The 13775-nt window shown below is 41.5% G+C and carries 14 protein-coding genes, 1 pseudogene and 1 CRISPR repeat array; of the genes and pseudogenes, 6 read left to right on the forward strand and 9 right to left on the reverse strand.

Features of this window, described 5'->3' with window-relative positions; all coding sequences use genetic code 11:
* Positions 1 to 13: 13 nt before the first annotated feature.
* The 3 genes from CDC33_RS25040 to CDC33_RS39075 all read right to left on the reverse strand — a co-directional run bounded on the left by CDC33_RS25040 (position 14) and on the right by CDC33_RS39075 (position 2104).
* Positions 14 to 1039, reverse strand: a complete 1026-nt coding sequence (locus CDC33_RS25040; RefSeq protein WP_109011209.1) for a WD40 repeat domain-containing protein — start codon at positions 1037 to 1039, stop codon at positions 14 to 16.
* A gap of 135 nt (positions 1040 to 1174) precedes the next feature.
* The gene (locus CDC33_RS25045; protein ID WP_109011210.1) at positions 1175 to 1468 is read right to left on the reverse strand and encodes a hypothetical protein; all 294 of its coding nucleotides are present in this window, start codon (positions 1466 to 1468) and stop codon (positions 1175 to 1177) included.
* 465 nt (positions 1469 to 1933) lie between these two features.
* Entirely contained in the window at positions 1934 to 2104 is a 171-nt protein-coding gene (locus CDC33_RS39075; protein ID WP_094331136.1) for a CAB/ELIP/HLIP family chlorophyll-binding protein, read from the reverse strand.
* Positions 2105 to 2510: 406 nt separating this feature from the next.
* Here CDC33_RS39075 and ald point away from each other — a divergent pair, with 406 nt between their 5' ends.
* Positions 2511 to 3602, forward strand: a complete 1092-nt coding sequence (gene ald, locus CDC33_RS25055; protein ID WP_109011212.1) for an alanine dehydrogenase — start codon at positions 2511 to 2513, stop codon at positions 3600 to 3602.
* 440 nt (positions 3603 to 4042) lie between these two features.
* Positions 4043 to 5098: a CRISPR direct-repeat array (repeat unit 37 nt; unit sequence ATTGCAATTAACTTAAATCCCTATTAGGGATTGAAAC).
* A gap of 47 nt (positions 5099 to 5145) precedes the next feature.
* Here ald and CDC33_RS25060 read toward each other — a convergent pair.
* The 5 genes and pseudogenes from CDC33_RS25060 to CDC33_RS25075 form a co-directional block, all read right to left on the reverse strand.
* Entirely contained in the window at positions 5146 to 5700 is a 555-nt protein-coding gene (locus CDC33_RS25060) for a Uma2 family endonuclease (RefSeq protein WP_109011213.1), read from the reverse strand.
* A gap of 31 nt (positions 5701 to 5731) precedes the next feature.
* A complete protein-coding gene (gene dusB, locus CDC33_RS25065) occupies positions 5732 to 6787 on the reverse strand; it encodes a tRNA dihydrouridine synthase DusB (RefSeq protein ID WP_109011214.1) in 1056 nt (351 codons plus the stop codon).
* Positions 6788 to 6865: 78 nt separating this feature from the next.
* Positions 6866 to 7687: pseudogene (locus CDC33_RS25070) on the reverse strand (Rpn family recombination-promoting nuclease/putative transposase).
* Positions 7688 to 7805: 118 nt separating this feature from the next.
* Positions 7806 to 8225 carry a hypothetical protein gene (locus CDC33_RS37945; protein WP_146195860.1) on the reverse strand — a complete coding sequence of 140 codons (420 nt, stop codon included), beginning with the start codon at positions 8223 to 8225 and terminating at the stop codon, positions 7806 to 7808.
* A gap of 92 nt (positions 8226 to 8317) precedes the next feature.
* The gene (locus CDC33_RS25075; RefSeq protein WP_109011215.1) at positions 8318 to 9175 is read right to left on the reverse strand and encodes an acyl-CoA desaturase; all 858 of its coding nucleotides are present in this window, start codon (positions 9173 to 9175) and stop codon (positions 8318 to 8320) included.
* 173 nt (positions 9176 to 9348) lie between these two features.
* Here CDC33_RS25075 and CDC33_RS25080 point away from each other — a divergent pair, with 173 nt between their 5' ends.
* The 3 genes from CDC33_RS25080 (at position 9349) to CDC33_RS25090 (ending at position 11428) form a co-directional block, all read left to right on the forward strand.
* Positions 9349 to 10578 carry a TetR family transcriptional regulator gene (locus tag CDC33_RS25080; RefSeq protein ID WP_109011216.1) on the forward strand — a complete coding sequence of 410 codons (1230 nt, stop codon included), beginning with the start codon at positions 9349 to 9351 and terminating at the stop codon, positions 10576 to 10578.
* 223 nt (positions 10579 to 10801) lie between these two features.
* Positions 10802 to 11092: a hypothetical protein gene (locus tag CDC33_RS25085; protein ID WP_109011217.1), complete on the forward strand. Its 291-nt coding sequence runs from the start codon at positions 10802 to 10804 to the stop codon at positions 11090 to 11092.
* A gap of 21 nt (positions 11093 to 11113) precedes the next feature.
* Positions 11114 to 11428, forward strand: a complete 315-nt coding sequence (locus CDC33_RS25090; protein WP_439956627.1) for a Txe/YoeB family addiction module toxin — start codon at positions 11114 to 11116, stop codon at positions 11426 to 11428.
* 64 nt (positions 11429 to 11492) lie between these two features.
* On the opposite strand, the gene CDC33_RS25095 is transcribed toward CDC33_RS25090, so the two are convergent.
* Positions 11493 to 11915, reverse strand: coding sequence for a hypothetical protein (locus tag CDC33_RS25095; RefSeq protein WP_109011218.1), 423 nt, complete (start codon positions 11913 to 11915; stop codon positions 11493 to 11495).
* A 123-nt stretch (positions 11916 to 12038) separates the two neighbouring features.
* Between CDC33_RS25095 and CDC33_RS25100 the strand changes: the two genes are divergently transcribed.
* Positions 12039 to 12389: a hypothetical protein gene (locus CDC33_RS25100; protein WP_109011219.1), complete on the forward strand. Its 351-nt coding sequence runs from the start codon at positions 12039 to 12041 to the stop codon at positions 12387 to 12389.
* A 179-nt stretch (positions 12390 to 12568) separates the two neighbouring features.
* Positions 12569 to 13492, forward strand: coding sequence for a macrolide 2'-phosphotransferase (locus CDC33_RS25105; protein ID WP_109011220.1), 924 nt, complete (start codon positions 12569 to 12571; stop codon positions 13490 to 13492).
* Positions 13493 to 13775: the final 283 nt, after the last annotated feature.

Genomic DNA, 13775 nt, shown 5'->3' on the forward strand with positions numbered 1-13775 from the left:
AACTAGTTTACGATTATTTTGTACGAGTGCTGTTAATTAAGTTTTGTGGAGTTCCCCAAATCTTGATTTGTTGATCAAATCCACCACTGGCAAGAATTTTACCATCAGGACTAAAAGCGATCGCACTCACCCAGTCTGTATGTCCGCTCAGTGTATTGATTAACTCACCTGTAGTTAAATTCCACACTTTAATGCCATCTCTGCCAGCACTAGCAAGAGTTTGTCCATCGGGATTAATGGCGATCGCATTCACCCAGTTATTATGTCCTATAAGGGTGCGGACTAATTCTCCAGTATTAATATTCCATAGTTTAATTGTGCGATCGCGGCTAGCACTAGCTAATGTTTGTCCATCTGGTGTAAAGGCCACACCGGTAACAGCATTATCGTGAGCGGCAAATTCACTGATTAATTTACCAGTACTCAAACTCCACAGCTTGATTACACCCTTATTGTCACCACTAGCTAAGGTCTGCCCATCAGGACTAAGGGCTAGGGTATAAATCAAATTGTCAAAACGTACTAGAGTACCAAGCGGGCGCTGCTGTAGCAAATCCCATATCCGAATCCCATCTAAAGCTCCACTGATGAGAACTTTACTATCAGGAGACACTGCTAAAGATAATACGTTACTGGTATGTCCAACAAAAGATCGGGTAAATTTAAAATTTTTTAGGTTCCAGAGGTTAATCGTGTTGTCATCACTACAGCTAGCGAGGGTTTGCCCATCTGGTGAAATCACTAAAGATTCTATGGCTGTTTGGTGTGCTTTGTTAATATTCGCTAACTTTTTGCCGTTTGCTAAGTTCCACAGACGAATTACACCCTCGTTTTCTGCGCCTCCACTCACCAGAACTTTGCTATCTGGACTGAAAGCGAGGGATTTAACGGTTCCGGTATGTCCTATGAATGTATAAAGTAGTTGGGCATTAGCAAAGCTGTTGGTAGTTTGGGAGTTTGGTGTTACCTCAATGGCAGCATCAGCTTTATGAATATAAAACCCTTGCCAGGTAATCACTGGAAGGGCAATAGCTGCCATAAACGCCAGGATAATATACGGGCGTAGAAAATTATCCCCACCTCTTCCCTCACTACTCACTCTTTTTCCTCACTTTTATAGATACGGTTACTCCAATCAATTTTGCAGAGTTATTAAGTAATAACTCTGCACTTCCTAGAGAGGTGGTTTTTTCTTAGAAACGCTTAACATTGGTAAAGGCGCAGTAGAAGAACGAGAGGGCAAATAATGTTGCACTACAGGTTCTTCTGGTAGAGGACGACGCTGCTGGAAACGCCACAACTTAAAAGCTAGCGCTATCCCTGTTGTTCCCAAACCAAAAGCGAACAACGACCAGCTATCATTCAATCCGCCAATTAGGGCATCTATAGCACCCATTGTTATCAATACACTGATTAGCGGCTCTTTTCGGTAGGTTGACTTCAAAAAACGAGGTAATACAGCATTCATCACAGCTTGGTTGGTTCCAGTTCACCTTTTGTGTATATTTATCAAGAATACCTCACCCGTAATTTGCCTTTCTTATGCAAGGCAGATACAAATTATGATTTTCTTTAGTAGGGGAGGAAGTGGACTCATTAATCGCCTTGTATATATTAGTAGAGCGTGGCGGAACTTTGCTTACCTTTAACTATGGGATTTTACCCCTTGCCAAGTCTTGTTAATTGACATAGTAGCTGGATTTCCACCCTACTGTACTAGTTGCAAGTTTATAATATTTATATCACTGATAAATATTTTGATTCCTCTCTTGCTTACATTCTAGGGCAATAATTTACGAATAAGTTTAATTGAAGTATCTAAGGCGAAGTAATTGGCTATCAAATCTTAAAGTCAAACCAACTGGTTGTTCCAGCTGGTTGAAACTCTTTTAATTACTAGCTTACAACTTCTACCTTGTGCTTGTTAATGGCACTACTTCAGACCCAGCCATGATAGCACCCCTTGATTGGTGACGTATTCAATCACCAGCAGCAAAGCGAAGCCAATCATTGCCGCTCGACCATTCAAGCGTTCAGCATATTCGTTAAAGCCAAACTTAGGCTCCTCTAATTTAGGTGTAATCGTTGGTTGTGTTTGTGTCATTTTTAAAAAACCTTTTTTCGGCAAACGGGACTTGATATTAAACTTCGCAGGAGTTGTTGAAGATAAGCGGCAAAAGTTAAAAGAATAGACTTGTGCTTTTACCCTTAAAAGCTGATTGCAGTACTTGAATGTCAAGATGACTTGATAAATTCAGCAAAAGCTTCCTAGTAGGGAGCTATACAATCGGTCTTTTAATAAATTGTTACTATTCTTTATATATTGTATAAATACTGGGGCAATAGTCAAGGGTAAGAGTTTGGAGCTACTCAAATTAAATTGAGAAACTTAGGACACAGATTAATTATCTCTAATACAGCTATCTGTAATAGACCAGTCGTAAGAGGAAAGTAGCAAGCTTGAAATTCGCAGGCTACAGTTAAACAAAAAAATTAATCAGAGGCGATATATGGAAATTGGCGTTCCCAAGGAAAATAAAGATCAAGAATTTCGGGTAGGTTTAAGTCCTTCTAGTGTGCGGGTACTGCGGGAAAATGGTCATAGTATCTTTGTCGAGACGCAAGCAGGTAATGGTGCTGGATTTTCAGATAACGACTACAGAAGTGCTGGAGCCGAAATTGTCCCTACATCAGAAACGGCTTGGAATCGGGAATTAGTTGTTAAAGTCAAAGAGCCTCTGACATCTGAGTATAAATTTTTGCAGAAAGGGCAGATATTATTTACTTATTTACATTTAGCAGCCGATCGCAAATTGACAGAGCATTTAATTGATTGTGGCACAACTGCGATCGCTTACGAAACTGTAGAACAACCAGGTGCTAACAGACTACCCTTGCTCACGCCGATGAGCGTTATTGCTGGTCGGCTAGCAGTACAATTTGGGGCGAGATTCCTAGAACGTCAGCAAGGTGGTAGAGGAGTTCTTTTAGGTGGTGTCCCTGGAGTCCAACCAGGTAAAGTAGTAATTTTAGGTGGCGGAGTTGTCGGCACAGAAGCAGCTAAAATTGCTGTAGGCATGGGTGCTAGCGTCCAGATTTTAGATGTGAGTGTCGAGCGTTTATCTTATTTAGAAACCCTTTTTGGCTCTAGAGTCGAATTGCTTTACAGCAACTCTGCTCATATTGAAGCCGCAGTCAAAGAAGCCGATTTGCTCATCGGTGCAGTTTTAGTACTGGGACGGAGAGCGCCAATATTAGTATCCCGCGAATTGGTCAAACAAATGCGTCTTGGTTCTGTAATAGTTGATGTAGCTGTTGACCAAGGCGGTTGCATAGAAACTTTACATCCTACATCTCACACCAATCCGGTATACGTTGAAGAGGGTGTAGTGCATTATGGCGTTCCCAATATGCCAGGAGCAGTACCTTGGACAGCAACCCAAGCACTTAATAATAGTACTTTACCTTATGTTGTCCAGTTGGCGAATTTAGGAATTAAGGCACTGGAAGTTAACCCAGCATTAGCTAAAGGTGTAAACGTGCAGAACCATCGCTTAGTACATCCTGCTGTGCAAGAGGTATTCCCTGACTTGGTAAATTAAGGTGTGCAAGGATTAGGCGATCGCTTATTTTAACGAACTTTGGGGGTTTAAGTCCCCAGCAAGATAGGCAGCACGTTTTGTGTCGGGGTCTAAATCCCCGTCACAAAACGTAATTGCGAATTGCGTTAGCGGAGCGGGGCGTTAGCCCATTGCGAATTGCGAATTGGTTTAATAGAGGTAGCGATCGGTAATTAGACTAATTTTCTTGCCAAATGCGCGGATGGGTAGGTGTACAAAATGAGAAGGAGTAAAAAAGGCTGTACGCTCAATCTATACAAGACTTTGAGGGCAATGGTACTTTCAAACCATCCGCGCGCCTTATGGGGACTGCTTTTCAGCGATTTGCATCTTGTGCTATGGCTATTCCCTGTGTTATGATTCGTTCATTCGCGCAACTGAACCTTGAAAACCAAATACAGCAGCGCTTTCAGACGCCAGCGATTGCAATTAACTTAAATCCCTATTAGGGATTGAAACCTGTTTGGGTCAAAGGAATTTACTGCCCCAAATTGCAATTAACTTAAATCCCTATTAGGGATTGAAACTGTTTGGTTCTAACTGGTAAATAGTGGGCAAGTGTAAAATTGCAATTAACTTAAATCCCTATTAGGGATTGAAACTATCCATCACCTTGAACACGCGATCGCTTTCAGCCCACTGAGATTGCAATTAACTTAAATCCCTATTAGGGATTGAAACAGCGCCCCCATTGAGCGCCGATACCCCGAAGATTGCAATTAACTTAAATCCCTATTAGGGATTGAAACAAACAATATTGCATCTGCTCACGGTGACGAGCGATCGCAGATTGCAATTAACTTAAATCCCTATTAGGGATTGAAACGAGTAAACCCACACTGGATCATAGCCTGCGCTTGAATTGCAATTAACTTAAATCCCTATTAGGGATTGAAACCCTCGCATTCGGTGTGATGTACAGTACCACGTTATTGCAATTAACTTAAATCCCTATTAGGGATTGAAACGTCGGAAAACACCTCAGCAATAACTGATCATGCATTGCAATTAACTTAAATCCCTATTAGGGATTGAAACCTTAGCTATCACATCCAAGGAGAAATTTGTAAAAATTGCAATTAACTTAAATCCCTATTAGGGATTGAAACATCCAATAGCCGCAGATGTGAAGCCAGTATTACATTGCAATTAACTTAAATCCCTATTAGGGATTGAAACAAAGCTAATATTGGATGACAATTCATTGTTTAATTATTGCAATTAACTTAAATCCCTATTAGGGATTGAAACTCATGCTAGAGTGCAACACATAGTGTTTCACAGTATTGCAATTAACTTAAATCCCTATTAGGGATTGAAACGGTAAAACAAATAACTCAAGTTCTTGTAACCTAGCCCTAGCGCGGAATTGCAATTAACTTAAATCCCTATTAGGGATTGAAACTCAAACGGTGTTTTGAGTCCGAGAATGTCAATATCAATTGCAATTAACTTAAATCCCTATTAGAGAGTGAAACGAATATTCTATTAATTCAACAATTTTGGCGTAAGTTATAATTAATTTTCAAGTCAACAATTCGTTTATAGTTACACTAAAACCCAGTAATACTTTTTGAGTACTAACCACATCACCAGCTTTAAACCCCAAAACCTGATTATCAGTCATTACAAAAACTAACTGACTTTCAGGAAATACTAGCCAAATTTCCTCGCAACCAGACTGCAAATACTCCTGTGCTTTGAGAAATAATTCTTCAGCTAAATCGGTGGGTGAAACTATTTCAGCAATTAATGGGAAACTCTGTGGCAAAGTGGGAACATCACCAAACTCAGCTACCAACTGAGGTGTCAGATAAGCTACGTCAGGACGGCGACCCTGTTTATATGTGCGACAAGGTACTTCAGTATAAACTTTCCCACCTTGTTGAATGGAGTTGATATAACTTCTCCAATAAAAACCAATATTAAACTGAATTTCGCTGTGTTTTAATGTCATCCCTGTTTTTTCTACTAGTTGCTCGTCTACCCACTCCATTCCCTCTGGAGGATTTGCCATGAAGTCTTCTAATGAGCAGATTTCGGGGACGGGTACAACATCGTTGTGTTTGGAAACTAACATTGTGAACCTCCACTTTCGCTAGTTAAAGATATTAAAGCATTACCAAACTACTTTGTGTTTCTTCTTCAAGTTCATAACCATTAGCTAATTTTTCAATTGCTTGGTCAATCATTGCTAAACCCTGATCTACTTTTTCAACTAAACTTAGCTGTCCTCGGAGTTCGGCAGCACCAACGAAACCTTTCGCATACCAAGTCATGTGCTTACGGGCTTGACGTACACCGCGATCGCCTTTATATTCCCATAAGGCTTGTAAATGATCTCTTGCACATTCCAAGCGTTGAATCGGGGTTGGTGATGGTAATATCTCTCCAGTTTTTAGGAAGTGATCAATTTCTCCCACCAAAAAGGGATAACCCAAAGTCCCACGGGAACACATCACACCATCAGCGCCAGTTTGTTCTAAACATTTCACCGCCGCTTCAACCGAAAAAATATCTCCATTCCCAATGACTGGGATAGAAAGCACTTCTTTCACACGCGCAATCCATTCCCAACGGGCATTGCCATTGTATCCTTGGGCGCGGGTGCGTCCGTGGACTGTGATCATTTTCGCCCCAGCATCTTCCATCCGCTTGGCAAAGTCGAGAATAGTAATTTCGTTGTCATTCCAGCCAATACGGGTTTTTACTGTCACAGGTACATCAACAGCTTTTACCACTTCCCGCACAATTGCCTCTGCTACTTCTGGTTGCCGCAACAACGAAGAACCACCACCATTTTTAGTGATTTTATTTACCGGACAACCCATATTAATATCTACACTATCAGCACCTTCGGCAACTGCTTTTATGGCTGCTTCTGCTAGAAAATCTGGACGACAATCAAATAGTTGAACACTAATTGGGCGCTCATTTGGGTCTACCTCCATGATTTTGGGTAACTGCTTGACATAATGCAACCCGGTAGCATTCACCATTTCGGTATACATCATCGAATCTGGTGCATAGCGACGCACAATCCGGCGAAACACCATATCTGTCACCCCAGATAAGGGCGACTGGAGAACCCGACTTTTTACCTCAAAGGAGCCAATTTTGAGTGGTTGGGAAAGTCTAGCTTGGAGAATGGGAGAGAGCGAAATCATAATAAAAAATAAAGAATTAATGGGAATGGAAAATAGCAGGAATATTTAGAGGTATCTGCGATCGCTGCTAATTGTAGGTTACGTATCCTGACTTGGAGGCTGTTTTTGCATTTCTTGCTGAATCTCTTCTAGGCTTAAACCTAACTCTTTCGCTGCTTCTTCAAAACTCAATCCCAATCTCAACAACAAAGGTATCATTCTAAACTTTTCTTCACGCGCTCCTTGTTGTTTGCCTTCTTGCTTACCTTCTTGCTTGCCTTCTTGATAAACTCGTGTTTGTTTCAAATCACTTAACCCAAACATACCTTCAATCTCCTCTCGACTCATTGTCGGAAACTTGTAAACCAAAATTGTCTCTATCAATTCTAGTAACTGCCGTCGTTGTGCTTCAATGTTGATTTCTTGCTGGGTTCTGTCTATTAACTGCCTAGCAGATGTAATTGCAGTCTCCTCTTCATCAACCACTAATTTCATCGTAGCAATTCCAACTGGCAATGATGCAGTTTCACCTAATTCATTAAGATAAATGCGACTGATGCGCTGACTGATGAAAAATTCACTGTAATTCTTGATATCTGCTGTATCTAAACTGCGATTGGGATAGATAACTACTCCTCGCCAAGAATTTTTAGGTTTATTTTGACGTAAGTATAAAGAAATTTCTGAAAATAAGCGTGAATAAATTTCTGTATCAGTTTGAAACTGGACTTCCACAAAGTAAATCGGATTTTCTTCCCCTTGGGTTGGCAAAAAAACTCCATCTATACGGAATGCAGTTTGCTTAATTTCAATTGAAGAGAATTTATAAGCCTCTGCGATTTGGGGTGGATTACCAATTAATTAAAAAAATATACCAGGAAGTTCTTGAAAAAGGCGATAAAAAATGCTGTCAGTTTTCACGCTTGATATATTGCGGTGATTTAAACTGTTAGATTTTACCGTGAAATAGCTAGTAACAGATTTTGTTTAATTAGACTTAAGAAAACTGTGGGCAATTTCAGTTATATATTATGTTATGTCAATTTGGAGCTAGTGTACTACGCCACTCTTTCAATACAAAACTAGACCACACTAAAAAACCTATCAGTGAAAGTCCCATAACTCCATCCAGCCAAATTAGGCTATGCATTTTCAAAGACATGGGAGCAACCATCGGGAAGAGATAATGGACTGGACTGGAGATACTAGTGATTGAGTATAAGGCTAATAAAAAGTACGCCGACCAAAACCTGCCTTTAGTGTAAAACCAATATCCCAATAATCCGACTGGAGTCATCACAATTACAGTACTAATTACTCCAACAGAAGTAAACCATGCGGGGCCAGGATATCTACTCAAAAATAATGCATTATCTATGTAATGTAACCAAGTAGAGATAAGGTTAAATGTGATGATAACTAGCAGAATCGTCTGGTGAAACCTAGATGTATTGAGCATGATGTAAATATGCAATTAAGATGCGTAATAGCTTATTAAGCCGACTGCGAGAAGCAATCGGCTTAACCAATTCATGATAATTTAGTTGCAATTTAGCCGTGAGTTGCACCTTGAGGAGGACGCGAAACAACTTTTTTAGCTAAACCCAAAGTCTGCAAAACTAGGATGCTCCACCAAGTAACATCAATCTCCCACCAAGAAAATCCAGATTTTGCCATGTGGGGATAAGTATGATGGTTGTTGTGCCATCCTTCTCCATAAGTGACGATGGATACCCACCAAAGATTACGAGCGCCATCATTGGCATCAAAGGTGCGATAACCCCATAGGTGTGATGCTGAGTTCACAAACCAGGTTGAGTGCCAAAGCAAGACACATCTAAGAAACACTCCGTAGAATACGAAAGGCCATCCTCCTAATACATAAAGCAGCAGCGCGAAGGGTATTTGCAATAGCAAGAAGTAGCGATCTAACCAGCAATAATAGGGTTGTCTTGCTAGATCAGGAGCATATTTTTTATAGGTGTCATAGTCAAAAAATTCTGGGCGTGGGTAGAAAATCCATAGTATATGGCTCCACCAAAAGCCTCTTTGAGCAGAGTAGGGGTCTAAATTAATGTCTTCTGTGTGGGCGTGATGCTGGCGGTGTCCACCTACCCAAAAAATTGGCCCACCTTGCAAAGCCAACGCTCCAATAAGGGCGATCGCATACTCTAACCACTTAGGAACTTGGAAACTCCGATGGCTCAGTAGTCGGTGATATCCCAAACAAATACCAATGCTCCCGAATAACCAGTGCAGAAACACTAGCAAACCTAATGCTGACCAGGAGAAAAACCAAGGAGACAGAAGTGCTAAAGCATGAAATGTAGCAAAAAATACCACATTCGTCCAACTGAGTTGAGGTGACTTGCCTCTCTCAGGGGCGATCGCCCCAAAATTTGCGGTCATAAAAATTCCTGTTGATGGATGATGAAGCAATTTGCCTTTTCTTGGATGCCATCCCACAAGGGATTTACCCACCCTGTATACTAATTCGTTACAGTAGAGTAAAGCAAGTATCACTTACATTTGTTATGCTAGCAGAACTCTGATACCCCTGCAAGTGCCACTTGCATTTTTCTATGTCGTCTCACCTTATTTCTACTCGTCAACGCCTGATCCAAGCTGCACTTGAGTTGTTTTCTGCTCAGGGAGTTAGCGCTACCACAACCCGCCAAATTGCTGAAAAAGCCGAAGTCAACGAAGTGACTTTATTTCGGAATTTTGGCAATAAGCATGGACTGCTTTTGGCTGTGCTGGAAGAGTCCGCAGCTTTCAAGGATTTAGGTGAATCGCTGGTGCGGCGGGCAACGCCTCCCGGCAATGTCTATCAAGCTCTTAAAGATTATGCAAGTGATAGCTTACATGCATTAGAAAGAGTGCCAGAGTTCGTCCGGTCTGTGGTAGGTGAAGCCGACCAATTCCCGGCAGAAAATCGCCGCGCACTAGGCAGGGGAGTCACAGAAGCAAACCGCTATGTAGCACAGTATTTAGCTACTGTAATCCAGCAAGGACACCTAAATACTTATTTACCGGCAGAAAAATTAGCCAGTTTGCTGAATGGGATGATTTTGGGATATGCCGTAATTGAGTTTACCAGCGAATTTCACGAACTTTGGGAGGATCGCGATGATTTTCTGGAAAATTTGGTGGAGTTGTTTTTACATGGAGCGATGTCATCTTCAACAGAATCAGCCATAAACTCTTTACAAGGCGGGTTCATTACCACAGAAGTAGCTGATTTGCCTGCTAGTTTAGTTCACGAAATTCTGCAACAAGCCAGAAAATGGGGAGTACGAGATTATGCCTTGGCTTATGTGTTATTTGGGGCTGGGTTATCCGCTACAGAAATAATTGGCTTAGAGCGATCGCACCAAATATATGATACTCAAGGGCACTTCCTGCAAATCACAATTCCAGGATTTGTCCGTCAAGTACCTGTGAATCAATGGATTTTGGGCAAACGCTACGGTTCTTTTACTAATAATCCTTTAATCAAATGGCTGAAAAGTCGTAAAGATACTCAAACAGCCATGTTTTTGAATGAAACAGGCAAACCGCTTTCAGAATTAGAGCTTCAGACACGTTGGCAAATATGGAGTGATGGACTCTTAACTCCCCAAGGACAAACGCCAGCCGTAGCACAAGCACAACAAACCTGGCGTGTAGAAATGTTAATGCGGGGGATCAGCTTGGAAAACTTGATTATTTTAACAGGTTGCGATCGCGCCCAATTACAACCCTATGTCCGCCGAGCCAAAGAAAAAGCCGCCCTAGAGCAGGCAACCCGATTGGATCATAAGCCAGGATAGGGGAGTGGGGAGATATGGGGCATAACGGGACTTAAACAAAACTGAAGAATAAAAGCTAACCCTCGATGGAACGAATATTGAGATTATGAATCCCTGGTTGTCTCCAGAGTGAGCCAAACCCAACTTACAATATTGGCGATCGCCCGTTCACCATTTTAGCCATTGCAATCATACTAAGTTAAGCTAAAACTAATTTGAAATATAGCACCATGAGGGTTTAATCATGTTAAGTGGCATTAAACAGCAAGTGGTTGTTGGCAAGGATGGCAAAATCGAGATTCAAACGTCTGACTTAGCGGAAGGAACTGTTGTTGAAGTGATTGTTTTGGTTGAACAAGATGTTGTTGAGACAAATGCTAACCAATCTATTCAACAAGATGTGACAGAGTATTTGCTGTCTACTGAAGCCAATCGTTGCCACTTGATGACCGCTATTCAAAACATTGAAACAAAGACCAACTTGGTCAGTTTTACGCCTGAGGAATGGGATGAAGAATATAACATTCGTTCTTGAGGCATTTGAACAATTTAACGAGTGGGCAGCACAAGATTAGGACTTACGCACACTCTACGAATTCTCGGCGCTCTTGGCGTCTTGGCGGTTCGAGAAATTAAGCTTTTTAGCAATTTTTGCCTAAGTCCTAAAGATAAGAAAATTCATCGCAAGATCATCACCCTGATTAACGATATTGTTCGTCAACCATTTACTGGACTTGGCAAACCTGAACCTCTAAAGCATGAACTGAGCGGATATTGGTCACGACGAATTACGGATGAGCATCGTTTAGTGTATGAAGTGACTGAAACTGAAATCATCATTTTGAGTTGTCGATTTCACTATGATGACTGAAGCAGTTAACAATCGCTCTTTAATTCATATCCAAACTGCGATCGCCTTTTTACTTCAACAACGATTAATGTAAAACAACAGAGGTTTCTTTACCATTGTTGTTTGCACCATTCAAGATTGTAGCTGTACTCTCAGATGGGGATTGGGTGTTGCTGGAACGGCGTGATATTTTCTTGCGTGGCTTGCCTCCCGCCTGGATATATTGCAAACTGTCTTTGCCATAATGGGCTGCCACACTCATTAACATCTTTTCAGAGTAGCCGCGCAATTCTTCTTCAATTAGAGAGAGGCGACCTGCCATTTCATCTATGCTAGAGAGTAAAGTGTTGTAGGTAGATAGCTGGGTTTGCAAGTTTTGGATGCGGCTGTCGTAGTCTGTCAAATTTAATCCGTTGCCAAATTCTAGTGTAGGGCTAATTGATCGCATTCCTGCAATTCGACGGAGAGCCTTTTCTAGAGTCGGTGAACTGCGTTTTAGTCGTGCCATAAAATGCGCTCCTGAAGGAAGTTATAGGATTACTGCATGTACTCTAGCCAATGCAACCATAAACTTCTCTGAGAAATAATTCGGAAAAATTAAAGCAAATTAAGATCGACCTAATTATTTTTAGTGGATTGTACTGAGGTATTTATTAAATTTGTCAAAAAAGTAACATCAAATAAGCAACAGATACCTCAAAGTCATGTTGAGGTACTTCAAAGTCGTGTTGAGGTACTTCAACATCGTGTTGAGGTACTTCAACATCGTGTTGAGGTACTTCAAAGTCGTGTTGAGGTACTTCAAAGTCGTGTTGAGGTACTTCAAAGTCGTGTTGAGGTACTTCAAAGTCGTGTTGAGGTACTTCAAAGTCGTATTGAGGTACTTCAAAGTCGTGTTGAGGTACTTCAAAGTCGTGTTGAGGTACTTCAAAGTCGTGTTGGAGTATTAAATGATGGGTTTTTTATGACCCTAAGTTGGTAAAACACACTTATGTGGTGACACCGCTCACGAACACGAGTAATAAATACTTTCAGCCACCCATTCTAGTTAATAGCCCAAAGGTGTAGTGCGGCTATATATTATTGATGTTACGTTGGGCTAATTTGAGGTGAACGCCTGATATACATCTTAGCCAATGCTCATGAAGGAGCGAATTTAAAATGACTAAATCTGTTACTGAAGACTACCAAATCAGGACAATATTCAGCATCGCCGAGAAAAATGGCTTCATTTTGGACGCAGACAACTTAAATATTAACAAATCGGGAATGGACTTTATTACTACGTTTGCTATTGCCAAAGAGGATAATACCAAATGGGTATTGCGATTTCCCAGAAGACTTGATGTTCTTGAGCGTATGTATTATGAAAGAGAAGTTCTTGAACTGGTTAAAAGCCAAGTCGATGTGAGCGTTCCCATCTGGAAAATTGTTTCGGATGAACTGGTTGCCTATCCGCTATTAAAGGGAATTCCTGCCGGAACCATAGATCCAGATATCGGTGATTATGTATGGTACATTGATCCGAAGTCCCCGCCTGCTGTATACATTTCTTCTGTGGCAAAAACACTGGCGCAACTCCACAGAACACGCCTTGAGGTAGTGAAACAATTCAGTATCCGAGTTAAAACAGTTGATCAAGTGCGGCAATCTATGGCAGAGAATATGGAGAAGACCAGAGAACTGCTTGGTGTTTCTGATACACGCTGGGCACGTTGGCAGGACTGGATTGCCAATGATGCCTTGTGGCCTGGGCATTCGGCTTTGATTCACGGAGACTTTCACCCTGGTCATACGCTTGTGGACAAAGACGGAAATTTGATGGGACTAATCGATTGGACAGAAGCCGCAGTAAGCGATCCCGCCAAGGATTTCGTCTGTTTCTATGCCGCCTTCGGTGAGCAAGTTCTCCTGGATGTGCTTAAGCATTACCAAACTGCTGGTGGGATCGTATGGTCTTATATGAAGGAACACATCATAGAACTCTGGAATGCTAATCCCGTGGAATACGCCTTATTCGCTTTGCTAACTGGAAAGGAAGAACATATAGCCGGGGCTAGAGCCTCTTTAGCTTGGAGTGGATGATATTGGTTCAATACCGAATGGCACGCTTGTTAAGCTGAAGGGTAGGCGGCGTAAGGATTCTCCAGGGGCAGGGGTGCTCTTGTGCAGATGGGAATTTGTGACATACTCCTACACTGACTGAGTACAGTACAGTGTAGGCTTCTCACCAAATCCAGCTATTGCTTCTCCTGGCAAAGACGCTACGCGAACGGATACTCGATGAGCTTTAACAGTGAACAGTGAACAGTAAACAGTTATCAGTGATCTATTTATCCCTGGGTTTAAGTCCCCCACAAAGAGGTGG

This window comes from Nostoc commune NIES-4072 (genome assembly GCF_003113895.1).
GTDB classification, from domain to species: Bacteria; Cyanobacteriota; Cyanobacteriia; order Cyanobacteriales; family Nostocaceae; genus Nostoc; species Nostoc commune.